The sequence below is a fragment of the Rhodococcus sp. USK10 genome, assembly GCF_019378875.1.
Taxonomy (GTDB): Bacteria; Actinomycetota; Actinomycetes; order Mycobacteriales; family Mycobacteriaceae; genus Rhodococcus_F; species Rhodococcus_F pseudokoreensis.
Map to the genome: position 1 here is coordinate 150535 of NZ_CP076047.1, position 20991 is coordinate 171525.

Below are 20991 nucleotides of genomic sequence, written 5' to 3' on the forward strand. Positions count from 1 at the left end.
ACCAACACGTCACCCGAATTGGGCTGTAAACCAAATTCCCTCGAAGTTCCTGTTTTCCAGCCACTAGCTATCCGCGACCGGATCTCGTGAAATGGGGAGACCGCAACGTGACGGGCACCACAGCAATGGTCGTTGCAAGCGTTCGCGGCGAACTGTTATCAAATATAGCCCTGGGTTAGAATTCACCATAGTTGTGGAACGACATTTCGAACCCGGGTCTCACACATCCCTCACGGTCACCCGACCGTGATCGGTATCGAAGGAGTCAACGATGACCGCCACCCCCAAGTTCGCGCACGTCGTCCTGCAGACGAGCCGGTTCGAGGAGATGCGCGACTGGTATTGCACCGTGCTGGATGCGCACGTGGTCTACGAGGGCCACGGCTTGTGCTTCATCACCTTCGACGAGGAACACCACCGGGTCGCGCTGCTCGGCGCCCCGGTACAGCTCGAACCCCGCAATCCGGGTGCGGCGGGCATGCACCACACCGCGTACACCTTCGACACCCTCGACGACCTTCTCGATCGGTACGACTCACTCAAAGAGAAGGGCATCGAGCCGAAGGTACCGATCCAGCACGGGGTGACGACGTCGCTGTACTACCAGGATCCGGACGGCAACTTCGTGGAGTTGCAGATCGACAACTTCACCACCCCGGACGAGGCGACGGCCTACATGAACGGCCCGGAGTACGGCAGCAACCCGGTCGGGGTGTCGTTCGTCCCGGAACTGATGCGGCAAGCACTCGCCCAGGGCACCCCGGTCTCGGAGGTCACCACCCACTCCTGGGCCCTGCAGACCAGCCCGGACCTGCCTAACCCGATGGCGGCGCTGACCAGCTGAGCTGCTCACGAGCTCACGCTCGGCCCGACGAATCAGCATTCTCCGATCGATCACCGAAGGACTTCTTCTCATGCGTGTGGCAAACCAGGCCGGCCGGCTCCAGATCGTGGCGGACGGGATCGCCGTCGACGTCGAGGCGGCCAGCGGAGGCCGCTTCTCCGCCGAACCCCAGCAGATCTTCGACCGGTGGGACGAGTTCACCGCATGGGCGACCACGGTGGACTTCACTGACGGGGCGGCGGTGGTCGAGTCGGATCTGGGCGCCCCGGTTCCCCGGCCCGGGCAGATTTTCGCCGTCGGCGTCAACTACGCCGACCACGTCGAGGAATCCGGACTGACCCTGCCCGACACTCCGTTCGTGTTCACCAAGTTCCCCGCCTCGATCACCGGCCCCTACGACACCGTCGAACACCCCGGCGGCTCGGTCGATTTCGAAGTCGAACTCGTCGCGGTCATCGGCAAGGAAGCCTGCAACGTCCCCGTCGCCGAGGGCTGGGATCATATTGCCGGATTGACCCTCGGCCAAGACCTGTCCGAACGAGACCTGCAACTGTCCGGCCCCCCACCGCAACAGTTCACCCTCGGCAAGTCGTTCGCCGGCTTCGCCCCGATCGGACCGATGCTGGTCACACCCGACGAATTCGACGACCCCGACGACATCGAGGTCAGCACGGTCCTATCGGGCGAACTGATGCAGAAGTCCCGGACCCGGCATCTGATCTTCCCGATCCCGGTCCTGGTGGCCTACCTGTCCTCGATCGTGCCGCTGCGGCCCGGCGACCTCATCTTCACCGGCACCCCGTCCGGTATCGGCTTCACCCGAGAACCCAAGCGGCTCATCGGTGTCGACGACGAACTCGTCAGCCGCGCCGACACCATCGGCGAGATGCGGCACCGCTTCACCGCCACCGATCGCCCGCACCCCCTCACCACTGTCTCCAGGAGCACCCATCATGTCTGAGATCACCGTCCCCGTCCTCGTCGTCGGTGGAGGCGGGTGTGGATTGACCACCTCGATCCTGCTGTCCGAGCACGGCATCGACCACCACCTCGTCGAACGGCACACCAGCACCTCCCACCTGCCCAAGGCGCACTACCTCAACCAGCGCACCATGGAGGTGCTGCGCCAGGTCGGGGTCGCGGACTCGATCTACGCGGTCGGCACCCCGCCGAAGAACATGGGCAAGACCCGGTGGGTCACCTCTCTCGGCGGCGACGGCGAACTGGACGGGCGCACCCTGTACACCCTCGAATCGTTCGGCGGCGGCATCCTCGAAGAGAAGTACGCGGTCGACAGCCCCTGCGCGTCGAGCAACTACCCGCAGATCCGGCTCGAGCCGCTGCTGCGTGAGCACGCGGAGAAGCGGGCACCCGAGTCGATCCACTTCGGCCGCGAACTCGTCTCCTTCGAGCAGGACGAGAACGGAATCCACGCCGTCGTCCTGAACCGCGAGACGCAGGAGACCTACACCGTGCACGCCCAGTACCTGGTCGCCGCCGACGGCGGCAAGACCGTCGGGCCCGAACTGGGGGTGACAATGGAGGGCCCGACCGGGCTCCTCGACATGGTCAGCACCCACTTCACCGCCGACCTGTCTCAGTACTGGGAGGACGACGTCCTGATCACCTGGCTGCTCAACCCCGAGGGTGCTGGATCCTGGAACAGCGGCGCCATGGCCGCGATGGGCCCCACGTGGGGCAAGCACTCCGAGGAGTTCGTGCTGCACTTCACCTTCCGACCGGATGATCCCGCGCGCTTCGACGAGGAGGCGATCGTTCCGCGGCTGCGCGAGTTGCTCAAGCTGCCCGACCTCGAACTCGAGATTCACCAGGTCAGCCACTGGATCCTCGAAGGGGTGCTCGCCGACAAGTACCAGGTCGGCCGGATCTTCCTCGCCGGCGACGCCGCCCACCGGCACCCGCCGACCACCGGCCTCGGCCTGAACACCGCCATCCAGGACGCCCACAACCTGGTCTGGAAGCTGGCCGCGGTGATCAAGGGAGACGCCGCCCCCGCCCTGCTCGACACCTACGAGCCCGAACGCCGCCTCGTCGGGATGCGCAACGTCGACTGGGCCATGTTCACCTTCCTCAACCACATGGTCATCGACGCGGGTCTCGGTCTGATCCCCGGCCAGCCGCTCGAAGCCCAGGTCCAGGTGTTCCGGGACTACTTCTCCGACACCCCGATGGGCGAAACCCGCCGCGCCCGAGCCGCCGAGGTGATCAGCACCCAGCGCACCGAATTCCAGGCCCACGACCTCGAGATCGGCTTCGCGTACCGGGATGGTGCCCTCGTCGCCGACGGCACCGAGGCACCGCCGCGCGACCCGATGGGCTCGACGTACTACCCCACCACCCGTCCCGGGCATCGTCTGCCGCATGCGTGGCTCGAACACGAGGGCCGGCGGATATCCACCCACGACCTCACCGGAAACAACGCGCACTTCGTGCTGATCACCGCCGCGGACGGTGCCGCCTGGTCCGATGCTGCCCGGTTGGCCAAGGACAAGTTCGGGGTCCAGATCAAGGTCGCCCAGATCGGCGCCGACTACACCGACCCCACCGGCCGCTGGAGTGAGCTCCGCCAGATCGACGACGCCGGGGCGATCCTGGTCCGCCCGGACAACCACGTCGCCTGGCGCAGCTCCGGTGCCGTCGCCGACCCCGCCGACGAGCTCACCCGCGCCCTCGGCACCGTGCTCGCACGCTGACACCAACGCACGAAACCCCTCACCCACGGGTAGGCCAGGACACCAAGTCTGCCCGTGGGCCGCGGAATCCGCCGGAAAGGACGCATGAGTAATGACCGCGCCAGGACGTGAAGTGTTGTGGACGCCGCCGCCCGAGCGGGTCTTCGCCTCGAACATGAGCCGCTACCAACGATGGCTCGCGTCCGAGAAGAACGTCTCCACCACCGACTTCGACTCGCTGTGGTGCTGGTCGATCAGCGACCTCGAGAAGTTCTGGCTCTCGATCTGGGAGTACTTCGACGTCATCGCCTCGGTGCCCCCGCAGAGGGTGCTCGCCGACCCCCGAATGCCCGGCGCCCGGTGGCTGCCCGGTACCCGGTTGAACTGGGCCGAAAACCTGCTCCGCCACACCGATCAGGCCGGGCCAGCGATCATTTCGGTCGACGAAACCGGGACCGCCGGGGAACTCTCGCGGGCCGAGCTAGTCGCGCAGGTCGCCAACCTCGCCGCCCACTTCCGGAAGATCGGGGTGCAGCCCGGGGACCGAATCGCCGCGGTGCTGCCGAACATCGCGCCCACCGTCGTCGCGGTGCTGGCCGCGGCCAGCGTCGGTGCGGTGTGGTCCTGTTGCGCACCGGATTTCGGTGTCAAGGGCCTGGTGGACCGGTTCGCGCAAATCGAACCGACCGTGCTGATCGGGGTCGACGGCTACCAGTTCAACGGCAAACGCGTCGACCGCCGGGACGTCTTCTCCGCCCTGCTAGGCCAGCTCCCGACGGTGCGGCACGCCATCATGGTCGACAACATCGGCCTGCCCTACGAGGGGAAGCACCGGCAGAGTGTCGCCGCGTACGCCGACCTCGTGGTCGGGGACGCCGCACCCGAGTACGAGCAGGTGCCGTTCGATCATCCGCTGTGGATCCTCTACAGCTCCGGCACCACCGGCCTACCCAAAGGCATCGTGCACTCGCACGGCGGCATCCTGCTCGAAGCCCTCAAGGCCAATGCTTTGCACTACGACCTCAGCCCCACCGACCGGGTGTTCATCGCCGCCAGCACTGCCTGGGTGGTGTGGAACATGCTCGTCGACGCCATGGTCACCGGCGCGACGATCGTCACCTACGACGGCAGCCCCACCTTCGGGCGGCCCGACCACCAATTCGAGATCTGCGCCCGCTACGGTGCCACCCGTTTCGGGACCGGCGCCGCCTATCTGACGCTGTGCGAGAAGGCCGGCACCCAGCCCGGCACCGACTTCGACCTGTCCGGGTTGCGGTCGATCATGTCGACCGGCTCGCCGCTGCCGGACACCACCTGGCGGTGGATCTACGACACGGTCAGCCCGGATGTGCACCTGGGATCGGACAGCGGCGGCACCGACGTGGCCACCGGCTTCATCGGCGCCAACCCGCTGAGCCCTGTTCGGGTGGGAGAACTGCAGGGCCCCTACCTGGGGGTCGATGTGCAGGCCTGGACCGAGGCCGGTGCGGCGGTCGTCGGGGTGGTCGGGGAAATGGTGATCGCCGCACCGATGCCGTCGATGCCGATCTACTTCTGGAACGACCCGGACGGAAACCGGTACCGGGACGCCTATTTCGAGACCTACCCGGGGGTGTGGCGGCACGGTGACTGGATCACCATGGAAGCCGACGGCAGCTGCGTGGTCCATGGCCGGTCGGACTCGACGATCAACCGCGGCGGTGTCCGGATGGGCTCGGCGGACATCTACCAGGCCGTCGAAGCCCTCCCCGAGATCGCCGAGGCCCTGGTGATCGGCGCCGAACTACCCCACGGCGGCTATCACATGCCGCTGTTCGTGGTACTGCGCGACGGATACGACCTCGACGAGACGCTCGTGCAGAAGATCCGCACCACGATCCGCCGGGAGGCCTCACCCCGGCACGTGCCGGACGAGATCATCGACGTCCCCGCGATTCCCATCACCCGCACCGGCAAGAGGCTCGAAATACCGGTCAAGAAACTGATCCAGGGAGTCTCTCCGGAGACCGCAATCAACCGCGCCACCGTCGCCGACACCGCCGCCCTCGACTGGTACATCGACTACGCAAAGCGGTTCCGGCACACCATCGACACCCCGAGTGCAACGTGACACCTCTCGTCCGCACAGAACTGGGGCAGGCGCGAGAGTCGATGCGGTGTGTGGAACCGGACCTCCGAGCGAGCGCCCACAGGTCGAAAGAATCAACGGGCGACCAGGAAACGGGCGACCAGGAGCAGCGGCCGACAGTCGGTACGGAACAGCAGGGGCTAAGCAATGACACAGGTTCAGGAATCTGCGGCGGAGTCGGCGAGTACGCCCGATATTCACACGACGGCGGGAAAGCTCGCCGACCTGCGTAATCGTCAGGCCGAGGCGCAGCACCCGAGCGGTGAAGCCGCGGCCCTGAAGGTCCACGCCAAGGGCAAGCTCACCGCCCGCGAACGCATCACCGCCCTGCTCGACGAGGGCTCCTTCGTCGAACTCGACGCCCTCGCCCGGCACCGCTCGGTGAACTTCGGCCTCGCCGACAACCGCCCCGTGGGCGATGGCGTCGTCACCGGCTACGGCACCGTCGACGGCCGCGACGTCTGCGTGTTCTCCCAGGACGCCACCGTCTTCGGCGGCTCCCTCGGCGAAATCTACGGCGAAAAAATCGTCAAGGTCATGGACCTCGCCCTCAAAACCGGGCGCCCCCTGATCGGCATCAACGAAGGCGCCGGCGCCCGCATCCAGGAAGGCGTCGTCTCCCTCGGCCTCTACGGCGAAATCTTCCACCGCAACGTCCAGGCCTCCGGCGTCATCCCCCAGATCTCCCTGATCATGGGCCCCGCCGCCGGCGGCCACGTCTACTCCCCCGCCCTCACCGACTTCGTCGTCATGGTCGACCAGACCTCCCAGATGTTCGTCACCGGCCCCGACGTCATCAAGACCGTCACCGGCGAAGACGTCACCATGGAAGACCTCGGTGGCGCGCACACCCACATGGTCAAGTCCGGCGTCGCCCACTACGTCGCCTCCGGCGAACAGGACGCCCTCGACTACGTCAAGGACCTGCTCTCCTACCTGCCGTCGAACAATCAGGCCGCCGCCCCCCGGATGCTGCCCACCGACCCGATCACCGGCGCCATCGAGGACTCCCTCACCGCCGAGGACCTCGAACTCGACACCCTGATCCCGGACTCGGCGAACCAGCCCTACGACATGCACGAGGTCATCCGCCGCATCCTCGACGACGACGAATTCCTCGAGGTCCAGGCCGAACGCGCCGGCAACATCGTCGTCGGCTTCGGCCGCGTCGACGGCCGCAGCGTGGGCATCGTCGCCAACCAGCCCACCGTCTTCGCCGGCTGCCTCGACATCGACGCCTCCGAAAAAGCCGCCCGCTTCGTGCGCACCTGCGACGCGTTCAACGTCCCCATCATCACCCTCGTCGACGTCCCAGGCTTCCTGCCCGGCACCGACCAGGAATACAACGGCATCATCCGCCGCGGCGCGAAACTGCTCTACGCCTACGGTGAGGCCACCGTCGGCAAGATCACCGTCATCACCCGCAAGGCCTACGGCGGCGCCTACGACGTGATGGGCTCCAAGCACATGGGCGCCGACGTCAACCTGGCCTGGCCCACCGCCCAGATCGCCGTCATGGGCGCCTCCGGCGCCGTCGGGTTCGTCTACCGCAAACGCCTGCTCGAGGCCGCCAAAAACGGGGACGACGTCGACGCGCTGCGCCTGCAACTGCAGCAGGAATACGAGGACACCCTCGTCAACCCGTACGTCGCCGCCGAACGCGGCTACGTCGACGCCGTCATCCCCCCGTCCCACACCCGCGGACAGATCGTGGCCGCCCTGCGCCTACTCGAACGCAAAATGGTCACCCTCCCGCCCAAGAAGCACGGGAACATCCCGCTATGACCGCGGAACTGGTGATCGACGAGGTGCTCGACGAGATCGCGCTGGACGCCGGCCTCGCCTCGGAGCCGGCAGCACCGGCCGTGACATTCACGGGCAACCCCAGCGACACCGACATCGCGGCAGTGCTCGCGGTATTCGCTGCGATCGCCTCGTCCGGTTCCGCGGCACAAACGCCCGCGTCCGATAACGATTCGTGGGGCACCCCCGCCCTCATTCTGCGTCGGCAAGTAGCCGCCGCTGCCGTCCTGGTCAACGCAGGCTACTAACCCCGGAGCGGTGTTGAAAGATACAGAAATGGACGATCGATGAGAGCAGACAAAATACTCGGCATCATGGCTGTCGGCGCACTCACAATCCCGGCTGTGGTTACTCGAGCCGTAGCAGGTATGTCCGTCGTGCTCAGGCAAGCACGACAATCGTTCCCCCTCGATCTCGATCTACCCGCACCGCATATGAGCAATCCAACTGCTCTCCAACGGACAGAAGGCCCGGTACAAAATGCTGCGCCGTGACACCGCGAAGGATATTTGGTCCCATGCCGAATGGAGTTTTTCTCGCGCCTGCACGTATTTCCAAGGTGCTTGTCGCGAACCGCGGTGAGATTGCAGTGCGGGTGATCCGGGCCGCCGCCGACGCCGGCCTGGCCAGCGTCGCCGTCTACGCCGAACCCGACGCCGACGCCCCGTTCGTGCGCCTGGCCGACGAAGCCTTCGCCCTCGGCGGACAGACCTCCGCCGAGTCCTACCTGGTGTTCGACAAAATCCTCGACGCCGCCACCAAGTCCGGCGCCGACGCCATCCACCCCGGCTACGGCTTCCTCTCCGAAAACGCCGACTTCGCCCAGGCCGTGCTCGACGCCGGCCTGATCTGGATCGGCCCCTCCCCGCAATCGATCCGCGACCTCGGCGACAAGGTCACCGCCCGCCACATCGCCGAAAAAGCCAACGCCCCGATGGCCGCCGGCACCAAGGACCCCGTCAAGAACGCCGACGAGGTCGTCGCCTTCGCCCAGGAATACGGGGTCCCCGTCGCCATCAAGGCCGCGTTCGGCGGCGGCGGCCGCGGCATGAAGGTCGCCCACACCATCGAGGAAATCCCCGAACTGTTCGACTCCGCCACCCGCGAGGCCGTCGCCGCCTTCGGCCGCGGCGAATGCTTCGTCGAACAATATCTGGACAAGGCCCGGCACGTCGAAGCGCAGGTCATCGCCGACCAGCACGGCAACGTCATCGTCGCCGGCACCCGCGACTGCTCCCTGCAACGCCGCTTCCAGAAACTCGTCGAGGAGGCCCCCGCCCCGTTCCTCACCGACGACCAACGCAACCGCATCCACAGCTCCGCCAAGGCCATCTGCAAGGAGGCCGGCTACTACGGCGCCGGCACCGTCGAATACCTCGTCCAGGGCGACACCGTCTCCTTCCTCGAGGTCAACACCCGCCTGCAGGTCGAACACCCCGTCACCGAGGAAACCGCCGGCATCGACCTGGTGCTGCAACAGTTCAAGATCGCCAACGGCGAGGCACTCGACATCCTCGAGGACCCCACCCCCCGCGGCCACGCCTTCGAATTCCGCATCAACGGTGAGGACGCCGGCCGCGGCTTCCTGCCCGCCCCCGGACCGGTCACCAAGTTCGTGCCCCCCACCGGCCCCGGCGTCCGGATGGACTCCGGCGTCGAAACCGGCTCCGTCATCGGCGGCCAGTTCGACTCCATGCTCGCCAAACTGATCGTCACCGGCGCCACCCGCGACGAGGCCCTCGCCCGGGCCCGCCGCGCCCTCGCCGAATTCCAGGTCGAAGGACTGGCCACCGTCATCCCGTTCCACCGGGCCATCGTCTCCGACCCCGCCTTCATCGGCGACGGCAGCGGCTTCGACGTCTACACCAAGTGGATCGAAACCGAATGGGACAACCAGATCGAACCCTTCACCGGCGCAGCCCCCCTCGACGACGAAGAGAATCTGCCCCGGCAGAACGTCGTCGTCGAGGTCGGCGGCCGCCGCGTCGAGGTGTCGCTGCCCGGCCAGTTCACCCTCGGCACCGGCAACGGTGCCCCCGCCGGCGCGGTCCGGAAGAAGCCCAAGGCCCGCACCCGCGGCGGCGCCCACGGCGGCGCCGCCTCCGGTGACGCCGTCACCGCCCCCATGCAGGGCACCGTCGTCAAGGTCGCCGTCGAAGAAGGACAACAAGTCGCAGAAGGCGACCTCATCGCCATCCTCGAGGCCATGAAAATGGAAAACCCCGTCAACGCCCACAAGGCCGGCACCGTCACCGGCCTCGCCGTCGAACCCGGCGCCACCATCACCCAGGGCACCGTCCTCACCGAACTCAAATAGCAGATGTGTTGGCCTCACCCAAAAGCCGGCCCGCAGCTCATCGACCATGATGGGCTGCGGGCCTACACACTGAAGACTCCGCGTTCGCCACGGGGTTCCTGCATCCACACCGCTCACCGCACAGGAACTGGGGTGCTCACTCCGTGGTCAAGGGGCGATGTCGTCGAGCGCGCGGAGCGCGATCTGTTCGTTGTCGTCGAGATGTTTGCGTGTCGCCGCCGCAATTTGGCGGATTCCACCGGTACGCGTGGCGACCAGGAGTTCATTGTGTGTGTGCCACCGTCTGCCCGGTTCGTCCGGTTCGGCGTCGCGTCCGGAAAAGGCGAGCCGGACGTACCGCTCCGCGGCATGCCACAACCCTTCGAGAGTGCGCAGATCCCAAGCCGTCGCCGCTGGACGCAGCAGTTCGTAATGGAACGCGTGATGGGCGTCGTAGATGTCGTCGATACCCGACGTCTCGTCGGCGAACATCGTCAAGTATCCCTCGAGCCGGTCGAAATCCTGGCTCGTGAGCTTCTTGGAAGCGCGCCCGGCGAGCTCGGGTTCGATCTGCCGACGCAGACGATAGATGCCATGAAGATCGTCATGCGCTAGTGGGGCCACCATCGCGCTCTTGCCGGGTCGGGTGATGACCAGTCCCTGGCCTTCGAGATCGCGAAGGGCCTCGCGGACCGGAATGAAGCTGACACCGAGCTGGCCGGAGATCTCGCGCAGCGAGAACGTCTGCCCCGGCCGCAGTTCACCACACAAGATGGCGCGGCGGATCTCCTTCGCCACCTGATCGGGAACCGATGTCGGTGCAAGCGATCGCACAAACGAGCGCTGCTCCTGTGTGGTTGCTGTCACCGCATCCTCCGCTTGGTCTCGACCTTCGACGGCCGTCTCAGTCGTCAAGTTATGTTATAACGGTTTGCCGATTGCCTGCACGCCGGACCCTACGTCAGTTCATAAGCGGCCGACACGGCGTCAGTACCCGGCTGCGCCCGGGCGGATTTCCAGCTACCGCTCGATCGGTCGGCACCAAAAGAATCCTCAGCAGTCCGGCAGTAGTTCGATCGGCGCGCCCGTCGATGTCGTGCAAGAGCTAGAGCTAGAGCGGGCAGAAACGATTTCCCATACAAGTAACACGATATTTCCCTTACTTGGAGTGTCACACCGCGAAGTCTCCCGAAGCGTTGCCGCACTGGGGAAGGACACCCGCGACTGAATCAGGCACGGACGCCAGTTCCCGAAATCAGTTCGGCTGGACGAAGACCGAGGAGATCTTCATCTCCGAACACACACCAGCCCAGTAAATTTCAGGTGCACAACGCTAGCGATACTTATCGTCAGTTCTCGATCGCGGCTCTCTCGATGGATTCCTCGTTGTCGTCGAACAGGGGACGGATCCCGTGCGCGGCCATGATTTGGTCGTTGCTGGTGCCGGCGGCGATCATCGGCCACACCAGGGCGTCGTCGCCGACGATGAAGTCGATGACGACAGGGCGGTCGTTGATCGAGCGGGCTTCAGCGATCACCGCGGCAACGTCCTCCTCGCGTTCGCAGCGCAGGGCGACACAACCGAGCGCCTCGGAGAGCTGCACGAAGTCAGGGATGCGCCGGGAATGCGTACCGAGGTCGACGTTCGAGTACCTGCCCTCGTAGTGAATCGCCTGAAGTTGCTTCACCATGCCGAGGTTTCCGTTGTTGATCAAGGCGACCTTGATCGGGACACCTTCGATCGCGGCGGTGGCCAGTTCCTGGTTCGTCATCTGGAAACACCCGTCTCCGTCGATCGCCCACACCTCGCGGTCCGGTGCTCCGAGTTTGGCTCCGAGTGCCGCTGGAACCGCGTAACCCATCGTGCCCAGGCCGCCAGAATTGAGCCAGGTGCGCGGCTTTTCGTAGTCGATATAGTGAGCGGCCCACATCTGGTGCTGTCCGACGCCGGAAACATAGATCGCGTCGGGACCAGCAGCTTTGCCGAGGGACTCGATGACGAATTCCGGAGAGAGCCTTCCGTCTGCGGGTCGGTCGTAGCTGAGTGGGTACGCGCGACGGACCTCGTCGAGGTACGCGAGCCAATCCGCCAGGCCGGTCGCCGGAGTTCGGTCCGGTCGCCCACTGATCTCATCCATGAAGGCCGCGATCGTCTTCTTGCAGTCGCCGACGATGGCAATGTCGACGTATCGGTTCTTCCCTATCTCGGCGGGGTCGATATCGGCGTGGATGACCTTCGCGCCGGGCGCGAACGAGGTCACCTCACCAGTGACGCGATCATCGAACCGCGCACCAAGTGTGATCAGCAGGTCGCTCTTTTGCAGTGCCGCCACTGCGGCGACGGTTCCGTGCATACCGGGCATCCCATAATGCAGTCGATGACTATCCGGGAACGCTCCTCGCGCCATCAGCGTGGTCACGACGGGAATGCCGGTCAGTTCCGCGAACTCGACCAGCTCGGCCGAGGCCTCGGCTTTGATCACGCCACCGCCCACGTAGAGGACCGGTGCCTTGGCTTGGGATATCAGTTCGGTTGCCGCACGGATTTGCTTGCGGTGCGGTTTGGCCACCGGCCGGTAGCCGGGCAGGCCCATGGCGGGGGGCCAGGAGAATGTAGTCGTGGCCTGCAGGACGTCTTTGGGTATGTCGACGAGCACCGCTCCGGGGCGGCCGGTGGCGGCGATATGAAATGCCTCTGCAATGGAGCGGGGGATGTCCTCGGCGGCCGTCACCAGAAAATTGTGCTTGGTGATTGGCATGGTGATGCCGGAGATGTCGGCTTCCTGGAAGGCGTCCGTGCCGATCAGCCCGCGCCCGACCTGGCCGGTGATGGCCACCACCGGCACCGAGTCCATCTGCGCATCGGCAAGGGGAGTAACCAGATTCGTCGCGCCCGGCCCGGAAGTCGCCATGCACACTCCGACTTTGCCTGTGGCCTGCGCGTAACCGGTCGCGGCGTGCCCGGCGCCTTGCTCATGACGTGCGAACACGTGGCGGACTCGCGGGGAGTCGACCAACGGATCGTAGACGGGCAGGATGGCCCCGCCCGGGATGCCGAAGACAACGTCTACGTCCAGCGCCTCGAGCGAACGCACCACCGCTTGCGCGCCGGTGACTCGTGTCGGTCGGTTGTCCTGAGTGTCCGAACTGCATGTTTCGACATTGGGAACAGGAGAGTCGCTCTCGCTGACCGCAGCGAGACGTCGCTGCGTGGCTGGGGCGGTAGAGACAGATGAGCGCACGTGCAGTTCCTAGGTTCGGGTCCGCGGTGCACCTCGTGACGGCAGACGGTTGTGGTTCAGACTCGCCGGATCGGTAGCGGCGGCGGTGTCATCGTCCGGGACCACAGCCTCGTGAGCTCTCCCGGTGGCCGCGTGAAGGGATGGTCCCACTTCCCCGGGCCTGTCGTGGCAATAGTCAATCAGTGACTTGCAGAGAGTGCAATCGCCGCCGCCGAGGTTGATCAATCCGCACGGTTTCAATGGCGGCCGGCCTGTGCGGCTGAGCATCGTGCCAAGCATCGACGCCGACCTCTCGGACTTGCCGCGGCCTCATTTCGTCCTTGTAGCAGTCGAATCTGTGACGGTAGAGAGGGTTTGAAAGGAGTGTCGAACTCGTTTAGTATGTCTGTTATCACATATTACGATGGTGCCGTAGGCCACCCGATTGGAGGAGCTCTCCGCTATGCCCGACATTCACTCCGTGTCATCCAATTTCTCGCCCGACTCGATTCCCGCGGGAGCGTACGTCGTCGACACCGCACGGTCAGTTGTCACCTTTCGCGCCAAAGCCTTCGGGGCGATGTGGGTCCGAGGAAACTTCCCCATTCGTGACGGTTCGATAGAAATCGGCGGCGGCAAGCTCGCCGGCACCGGTGTCCTCGCCGCCGACGAGATCAGTACTGGCCTGGCACCGCGTGATTGGCATCTGCGGTCCTCGCATTACCTCCACACACGCGAGCACCCCACGGTCCAGGTGGCGATCGAGAATGTCGACCTTTCGGACGAGAGCGTCCCGTGCGAGGTGACTGTACGGGGTACCACCGCTCCCGTACGGTTGCAGCTCCGGTCGGTCAAGGCCGGTGACGGTGCACTCGAACTCGTCGCCGATGTGACGCTGGATAGGACGGTATTCCCTATGCTGGGCCCCTGGGCGGGCGTGTCCCGTCTCGTGCACCTGGGAATCACGATCGTGGCCCTCTCTGGCGGCGAGTGAGGCGGTCGACATACCGCAGACCAGGAGGAGGCCCGGCGAGAAATCACCGGGCCTCCATCGTGTTCCAGTAGCCAGCATCCTGCAAGTGACCCAGCCGCCGAGGGGGACACCGCAGCGTGTCGGGCCGTTTTACCGCGAAACCTGCACAGGAGGGGTTGCCTTCGCCTGAACGATTTTGTGAGAGCAGAACTCCCGCAGATGTGTGCGGGTTGCGAAGTCGACTTCGTTGATCAGGGTGCTGGTCACCATCGCGAGAATGCGTTGGTAGAACACCGTGGGGGTGATTCCGAACTCGGGAAGGATGTATTCGTCTCCTCCGCCGAAACGGGACCATTTGGTTGCGAACGCCAGCATGGCGTGGGTGTCTCGGGTCACCATTCCTCCTAGTCCCGATTCGATGTCTTGCGTTCAGGTCAAATCCGTTTTGGTGAAGCCTTTTTCGAGCCTAGTTTTGACGGCCGCGAGGAAGCGGGCAGCGTCGGCGCCGTCGACGATGCGGTGATCGTAGGAGATGGACAGGTAGGCCATCGACCGTACGTCGATACGGAGCTCGCCGTCGTGTCGCGTCGGGACCAGCCGCTCGACGACGGCCCCGACACCCAAGATTCCGGTCTGGGGTTGGTTGATGATCGGGGTGTCGAACAGGGCGCCGCGGCTTCCGGTATTGGTGAGGGTGAAGGTGCCGCCGGATAGCTCATCGGCAGCGATCTTCCCGGTACGGACCTTGTCGGCCTTGTCCGCGATCGCCCGGGCGAGGCCCTCGATGCTGAGTTGCTGGGCATCGCGGATGGTCGGCACCATCAGCCCCTTCTCGCTGTCGACCGCCATGCCCAAGTGGCAGTGGTCGTAGTAGGTCACCTCGGTGACCCCCGTATTGAGGGAGGCGTTGAGAACGCGGTGTTCGGCCAGCGCGTCGACGGCGGCTTTGGCGAAGAACGGCAGGAACGAGAGTTTGATTCCGGTCCGTTGCAGGAAGTCGTCCTTGTGCGCCGTTCGTAGCCGGGCGACCTCGGTGACGTCGACTTCGAGGACCGTCGTGAGCTGGGCGGCGGTCTGCAGCGACTCGACCATCCGCTGGGCGATGGTGCGGCGAATGCGCGGCAGCTTTTCGGTGATCGCGCCGATGGAGGGCTGCGTCACGTGGGTAGTTGTGCTGCCCGTGTCCGGCTCCGGGGACGGTGAGGGAACCGTCGCCGGAGCCGGGGGCACCGCTGCTGCGGTCGGTGCCGGATCCGCAGCGGGTGCCGGTGTCGGAGGCGCAGGCGAATTGTCGATCGGACCACTGGACGATTCGCTGATGATTGCCAGTTCGGCGTCGATTGCGACGACGTCGTTTTCTTCCGCGAGGATGTGTCGAAGAATCCCGGTGATCGGCGACGGAATCTCCGTATCGACCTTGTCGGTGGCGACCTCGAGGAGCGGTTCCTCCGCGGTGACGTGATCGCCGGGTTGCTTGAGCCACCGGGTGATGGTGCCCTCGTCGACGCTCTCGCCCAGCGCCGGCATGCGCACCGTCGTACCTGCGAGTTGTTCGGTTGTCATGATGTTGTGTGCTCCTGGCGTGTGAGATCAGGCGAGAATGTCGAGCGCGGCCCGCACGATGCTGTCGGTGTCGATGCCGTGATAGCGGTAGACGTCGTCGAGGGAGCCGACCTGTCCGAATTTGCTGACCCCGAGGGTTGTGCTGCGCACCTGGTTGATGCCGGCGAGAAAGGCCAGGGTGTGCGGGTGGCCGTCGAGGACGGTGACCATCGGGGTGGCGCGGTCGGCGGGGAAGAGTTGATCGAGGATCCAGCTCTCCCCGGACCCGCGGCCCTGCCGCGCCTGGACCGCCTCGAACAGCAACCCGGGACTGGTGACGCAGACGACGTCGGCGGGGATGCCTTGCTCAGCGAGGCGGTCGGCGGCCACAAGGGCTTCGGTCACCATCGCGCCCATCGCCACGAGGGTGACCAGCGCATCCTCTCGACGAACGAGGGGGTAGCCGCCGGCGACCACCTGCCGGCGGCGGCGTTCGCGGGCCGCCGGATCGGTGGGCACCGCCGCCAATGTTTGGTCGACGGGGCGGGTGGACAGGCGCAGATAGGCGGAGGTGCCGTCCGGGCGGCCGAGCCGGCCGATGCTGGCCAGCAGGGTCCACTCGGTGTCGATCGCGAACGCCGGTTCGTAGCTGATGCACCCGGGCTGCTCCAGCCCGATGGACGGGGTCTTGATCGACTGGTGCGCACCGCCTTCGGCGGCCAACGTGACACCGGAGGGGGTGCCGACCAGGATCGACTGCCCACCCGCATAGATGCCGTAGGACCAGGGTTCCAGCGCCCGTTCGACGAACGGGTCGTACATCACCCCGATCGGGAACAGCGGTTGTCCCCACCGGCTCCAGGTGGCCCCGAGTTCCCCCATCAGCCCGACCAGGTTGGTTTCGGCGATGCCCAGTTCCATGTGCTGCCCGGTGGGCCGCTCATTCCAGTGCATGATCGTCTCGCGGTCGTCGTCGAACCAGTTGCGGCGCTCGGCGGCGGACCACACGCCCACCTTGTTGACCCACCCGCCGAGGTTGGTCGTCGAGCTGACGTCGGGGCTGACGGTGACCACCCGCTTGGCCGCGTCGGGGGCTTCGCGGGTCAGGTCCAGCAGCACCCGGCCGAGGGCGGCCTGGGTGGTGGCGGTGCCCTTGGGGGTGCGGCCGATGTCGGTGGGAATCGTCAGCGCGGGCAGCGCCGGGACAGGGTTCCGGCGCAGCCGCTCCGCGTTCCTCGCGCACCGCCGCCCGGCCGCGGAGTCAGCGGCGAACCGGCCCCACGGCGACGCCGGGTCCATGCCCAGATCCGCCGCGAGCGAGGCGTATTCGTCGACCGACAGCAGCGAGGAGTGGTTCTGCGGGTGTCCCTGGGTGGGCAGCCCGTAGCCCTTGATGGTGTAGGCGATGATCACGGTCGGCCGGGTGTCGTCGATCTGCCGGTACGCCGCGGTCAGTGCGGACAGGTCGTGGCCGCCGAGGTTGCGGATGGCCGCGGTCAGGGTGGCGTCGTCGAGGCCGGCGATCAGGGCGGCGATGTCGGTGCTGCCGGGGCCGTCGCCGGGCAGGCGGGTGCGGACCTCGTCGGCGCTGCAGCGCAGCAGCCGCTGGTACTCCGGGTTCGGCATCTCGAGGATGCGGGTGCGCAGTGATTGCCCGCCGGGCCGGGTGAACAGTTCTTCGAGGAGCTTGCCGAACTTGACGGTGATCACCTGCCAGCCGGCGGCGTCGAACATCTTCTCGAGCCGGTTCGCGGCGATGTTCGGGATGACCCGGTCCAGGGATTGGCGGTTCAGGTCCACGATCCACACGACCTCACCGAGGTCGGCGATACCGGGGTCGAGGATGGCCTCCCACACCGCGCCCTCGTCGAGTTCGGCGTCTCCGACCAGCGAGTACTGGCGGCCGGTGCCCGCGCCCCCGGTGGTGGTCTGCACGTAACGGCGGGCCATGGCACCCCAGATCGGGGCGGTGGCGCCGATACCGACCGAACCGGTGGAGTAGTCGACGGTGTCGGGGTCCTTGGACCGGCTGGGGTAGGACTGCAGGCCGCCGAACTCCCGCAGCGTGGTCAGGTACTTCTCGTCGAGTTCACCGAGCAGGTAGTTGATGCCGTGCAAGACCGGGGAGGCGTGCGGCTTGACCGACACCCGGTCGCCCGGCTGGAGTTGCTCGAACCACAGAGAGGTCATGATCGAGACAATCGACGCACACGAGGCCTGATGGCCGCCCACCTTCAGACCTGTGGGGTTGGGCCGGATTCGGTTGGCGTGATGGATCATCGACGTCGAAAGCCACAACACTCGCTGCTGAATCGCTTCCAGCGTTTCCAGATCGACCGAACCGCCGGTCTGTGCGGCCGGGGTCTCGGACCCGTGAGCGGCGGTCAGGGTGTTGGACATCGGAATCTCTTTCCTTACATGCGAAATGTTGCGCGGGGCGCAATCGGGGTACGGCTGAACGGCGGGACAGCCGAGCCGATCGGGAGCGGATGGGCCCGATCGGCTCGGCCTGAGACAGAAGCGGCGGATCTGTCGTCGCATCGTCCTTGTTGGGCGCGAAGTTGTTATAACAGTGGATCATGGTCCCGCATTGCGCAAGAACGGATCGATAATTTGAGCACAATGCCCAGTTCATGCGCTGCCGTGAGTACCGGGATGGGCAATGTGCCAAACTCCGATCGCGAGAATGGACTCCATCCGGATCGCTCATGGGCGGGCGCGACGGGCTACTGCAGCACTTCGATGGCGGAGTGAGTTCCGAACACCCGTCCGTGATAGGTGAGGGGCTCGCCATGAACGTGCTCCGCCGCTACAACGGTGCCCAGGACGATCATGTGGTCACCGCCTTCGACGATCTGCCCCACGGTGCAGGCGACCCAACCGGCGACACCGGTGATCCGGGGCACCTCATGATCCAGATCCCACCGGACGCCGTTGAACTTCCCCACGCCGCCCTTCTTCGCGAACTTCAGCGCGGTCGACGTTTGGTCACTGGCGAGGATGTTCAGGCCGAACCGCCGCGAAGTCGCCACGAGTTCGAGCGTCTCCGAACCCTTGTCCAGGGAGACCAGGACCATCGGTGGGGTCATCGACAGTGACATAAAGGCGCTGACGGTCGTTCCGACGGGCAGTCCTCCGTCCACGGAGGACACGACCGCAACCGGAGTCGCCACGTGAGCCATAGCCTCTTTGAAACTGTGCTGAAGTGAATCGCTCTCATTACTCATCGATCTGATTCCTTTTCTCCTGCAGCCCATGACCGTCGCTGCGACTGCACATGATGCAAGGCGATTGCACACATGGTCTCTCGTCAGATGAAGGGGACGTCGGGTTCGTTGCCCGCGAGGATCCGCCCGTACAACTCCGCATTGGTCGAGTGCAACAGGAACGAGTGCACCGACATGGTGCGGATGTCCCGCAGAATCGAACCGAGCTTGTCCGAACCCCGCAACGCATTCGCACCGGAACCGTGCTCGATGATCTCGCAAGCCTCCCGCGTCAGCTTGATCGCCCACGCGATATCCGCCCGACACCGCACCCGCTCGGCGATCTCCCACACCGCCCCGGACGCCGCATGCCCATCGACCGCACCGGTAATCCGGTCCGCATGGAACTTCGCCTGATCAAGCTTCATCCGCGCCTCAGCAAGCTGATGAAACGTGATCGGCGCATCGGCCTGCCGGGCATAGTTGGTGTAAGTGATCCCCCGAGACCCCACCCGCTCCTCGAACGCCCGCAACGCCGCACGACCCAGCCCGATCGCCGGACCCACCGACATCGCACACATAAACGGCACAAACGGCTGGTTGTAATAGGTGTCACCGGCCAACGACGCCGTCCGATAATTCCCGGTCACAATGTCCATGAACGGAATCGCCCGATGCTCGGGCACGAACACATCCTCGAGCACCACCGTGTTCGAGCCAGTCCCGATGAAACCGGTGACGAACCAGTCGTCCTTGACCTCGAACTCCGCCTTCGGCACCAGGAACGCAACCGGCGCCCCACCCTCGTCCGGAATACCCGGAACGATGATCCAACCAGCATGATGCTGACCCGAGCTGAAACCCCACTTACCGCTGACCCGATACCCACCCTCGACCGCCGCGGCACGGCCGGTCACCGCGAACACACCCGCCGAACGCGGAACATCCGAACTGAGGAACTCATCGAGCGCCTGATCACCGAACGCACACACCATGTGCCCGACCGCGTTGTAAATCGACGTCACCCACGCAAACGACCCATCCGCCTCGGCCAGGGTCGCCATCACCTCCGCCTGCACTGCCGTCGGCGCACGCCACCCACCCCGCTCCACCGGCAACGACATCACCGTCAAACCACCATCGACCAACGCCTGCACCGAACGATCCGGAGCACGCCGCAACTCCAACGCCTCCGGCGCCCCCTCGGCCACCACCGGAACAATCTTCACCGCCTCCGCCAACAAATCCCGGGTATCACGCGGCATCGCAGTAGCAGTCACTGTTCTCACTTCTTTCATTCAACGGGACATCTGGGCCAACCATCGGCCAGACAGGGAGCTTCGACTTGTACGTCGTGGACACGAGTCGCCGGCGAAAGTGGCCCTTGATCTGCGGTGTCGACATCCTGAGTACGACCACCACAAACGCTACGTGACCCGGGCCACATGCCTCTTGCGCGCACCGCCAAAAAATGGCGGAGCCCATTGCGTTCTTGCGGCAGTCGATACAGTTGCCGAATCCGAACCCACCCGCGGTGGCGTGGACACCTCACCAGTGTGCAATATTCGATAACACATTGTGCGAGTTGCCTGTACACCGGCGACCGTGGAGCCAGGCCGAAAGGAACATGGGCATGAACCGCGAGCCCGCTAGCGTGCCGATCGCTCGTCGTATCGCCCACGTCGACGATCCCGCCCTGATCAAGGATTCGCCCCAGCACGTCGCTCGGGCAATGATCCCGGCGGGCAACTGGGTGCGCCACGATCCGTTCCTGCTCATGATGGAAGACGACTTCGGAATCGGCGCCTTCGGAATGCACCCGCATCGAGGAATCGAAACGATCACCTATGTAATCGAGGGTGCGCTCACCCATTCCGATAATCGTGGAAATTGTGGGGTTCTCGGTTCCGGCGACGTTCAGTTCATGACCGCGGGCAGCGGAGGAAATGGCGAATTCGGCGCGACCCACACCTCCGGCCGAGCTGGGCAGACTCTGTGGCTGGACCGTCCTACCAGCGGCGATGACACCGAACTCAGCGTCACCGCGGTCACAGATCTGCGAGTTCTTCTCGGTGCGGGAGAACCATTACACGAACCGGTGGTCGCGGGCGGACCGTTCGTGATGAATACCGAGGCGCAAATTCGCCAGGCATTCCTCGACTACCGCGCTGGACGATTCGCCCCACAGTGACCGGCGTGATGGACGCGCGTCGGAGACACCTGTCCCGGCCCGTCCCATCTCAGCCTGTCACCGAGATATCTCAGTGGCGATGATGGCGAAGGAA

General features: G+C 65.4%; 16 protein-coding genes. 9 read left to right on the forward strand and 7 right to left on the reverse strand.

Annotation, left to right across the window (positions count from 1 at the left end; translation table 11 throughout):
- Positions 1-271 precede the first annotated feature (271 nt).
- From I1A62_RS01265 to I1A62_RS01295, 7 genes are all read left to right on the forward strand, one after another.
- On the forward strand, positions 272-844 hold the full coding sequence (locus tag I1A62_RS01265; protein ID WP_219453565.1) for a VOC family protein: 573 nt from the start codon (positions 272-274) through the stop codon (positions 842-844).
- Between the two features lie 70 nt (positions 845-914).
- Positions 915-1805: a fumarylacetoacetate hydrolase family protein gene (locus tag I1A62_RS01270; protein WP_219453566.1), complete on the forward strand. Its 891-nt coding sequence runs from the start codon at positions 915-917 to the stop codon at positions 1803-1805.
- On the forward strand, positions 1798-3558 hold the full coding sequence (locus tag I1A62_RS01275) for an FAD-dependent monooxygenase (RefSeq protein ID WP_219453567.1): 1761 nt from the start codon (positions 1798-1800) through the stop codon (positions 3556-3558). The genes I1A62_RS01270 and I1A62_RS01275 overlap by 8 nt, the downstream gene beginning before the upstream one ends.
- A gap of 91 nt (positions 3559-3649) precedes the next feature.
- Positions 3650-5647, forward strand: coding sequence for an acetoacetate--CoA ligase (locus I1A62_RS01280; protein WP_219453569.1), 1998 nt, complete (start codon positions 3650-3652; stop codon positions 5645-5647).
- Positions 5648-5812: 165 nt separating this feature from the next.
- Positions 5813-7450, forward strand: a complete 1638-nt coding sequence (locus I1A62_RS01285) for an acyl-CoA carboxylase subunit beta (protein WP_219453571.1) — start codon at positions 5813-5815, stop codon at positions 7448-7450.
- The gene (locus I1A62_RS01290; RefSeq protein WP_219453573.1) at positions 7447-7716 is read left to right on the forward strand and encodes an acyl-CoA carboxylase subunit epsilon; all 270 of its coding nucleotides are present in this window, start codon (positions 7447-7449) and stop codon (positions 7714-7716) included. Before I1A62_RS01285 ends, I1A62_RS01290 begins: the two co-directional genes overlap by 4 nt.
- A gap of 269 nt (positions 7717-7985) precedes the next feature.
- On the forward strand, positions 7986-9785 hold the full coding sequence (locus I1A62_RS01295) for an acetyl/propionyl/methylcrotonyl-CoA carboxylase subunit alpha (RefSeq protein ID WP_219453574.1): 1800 nt from the start codon (positions 7986-7988) through the stop codon (positions 9783-9785).
- 147 nt (positions 9786-9932) lie between these two features.
- Here the strand turns inward: I1A62_RS01295 and I1A62_RS01300 are convergent, their stop codons facing one another.
- Positions 9933-10631, reverse strand: a complete 699-nt coding sequence (locus I1A62_RS01300) for a GntR family transcriptional regulator (RefSeq protein ID WP_219453576.1) — start codon at positions 10629-10631, stop codon at positions 9933-9935.
- A 482-nt stretch (positions 10632-11113) separates the two neighbouring features.
- Positions 11114-13006 (reverse strand): acetolactate synthase large subunit, encoded by a 1893-nt coding sequence (locus I1A62_RS01305; RefSeq protein ID WP_219453578.1) that lies wholly within the window; start codon positions 13004-13006, stop codon positions 11114-11116.
- A gap of 442 nt (positions 13007-13448) precedes the next feature.
- Between I1A62_RS01305 and I1A62_RS01310 the strand changes: the two genes are divergently transcribed.
- A complete protein-coding gene (locus I1A62_RS01310; protein ID WP_219453580.1) occupies positions 13449-13979 on the forward strand; it encodes a YceI family protein in 531 nt (176 codons plus the stop codon).
- A 129-nt stretch (positions 13980-14108) separates the two neighbouring features.
- On the opposite strand, the gene I1A62_RS01315 is transcribed toward I1A62_RS01310, so the two are convergent.
- The 5 genes from I1A62_RS01315 to I1A62_RS01335 form a co-directional block, all read right to left on the reverse strand.
- Positions 14109-14354, reverse strand: coding sequence for a DUF3263 domain-containing protein (locus I1A62_RS01315; RefSeq protein ID WP_219453582.1), 246 nt, complete (start codon positions 14352-14354; stop codon positions 14109-14111).
- 33 nt (positions 14355-14387) lie between these two features.
- Positions 14388-15521, reverse strand: coding sequence for a 2-oxo acid dehydrogenase subunit E2 (locus I1A62_RS01320; protein WP_219453584.1), 1134 nt, complete (start codon positions 15519-15521; stop codon positions 14388-14390).
- A gap of 27 nt (positions 15522-15548) precedes the next feature.
- Entirely contained in the window at positions 15549-17900 is a 2352-nt protein-coding gene (locus tag I1A62_RS01325) for a transketolase C-terminal domain-containing protein (protein WP_219453586.1), read from the reverse strand.
- A 326-nt stretch (positions 17901-18226) separates the two neighbouring features.
- The gene (locus I1A62_RS01330; RefSeq protein WP_219454997.1) at positions 18227-18682 is read right to left on the reverse strand and encodes a flavin reductase family protein; all 456 of its coding nucleotides are present in this window, start codon (positions 18680-18682) and stop codon (positions 18227-18229) included.
- Positions 18683-18810: 128 nt separating this feature from the next.
- Positions 18811-19935 carry a flavin-dependent monooxygenase gene (locus I1A62_RS01335; protein ID WP_219453588.1) on the reverse strand — a complete coding sequence of 375 codons (1125 nt, stop codon included), beginning with the start codon at positions 19933-19935 and terminating at the stop codon, positions 18811-18813.
- Between the two features lie 425 nt (positions 19936-20360).
- Between I1A62_RS01335 and I1A62_RS01340 the strand changes: the two genes are divergently transcribed.
- The gene (locus tag I1A62_RS01340; protein ID WP_374710693.1) at positions 20361-20897 is read left to right on the forward strand and encodes a pirin-like C-terminal cupin domain-containing protein; all 537 of its coding nucleotides are present in this window, start codon (positions 20361-20363) and stop codon (positions 20895-20897) included.
- Positions 20898-20991: the final 94 nt, after the last annotated feature.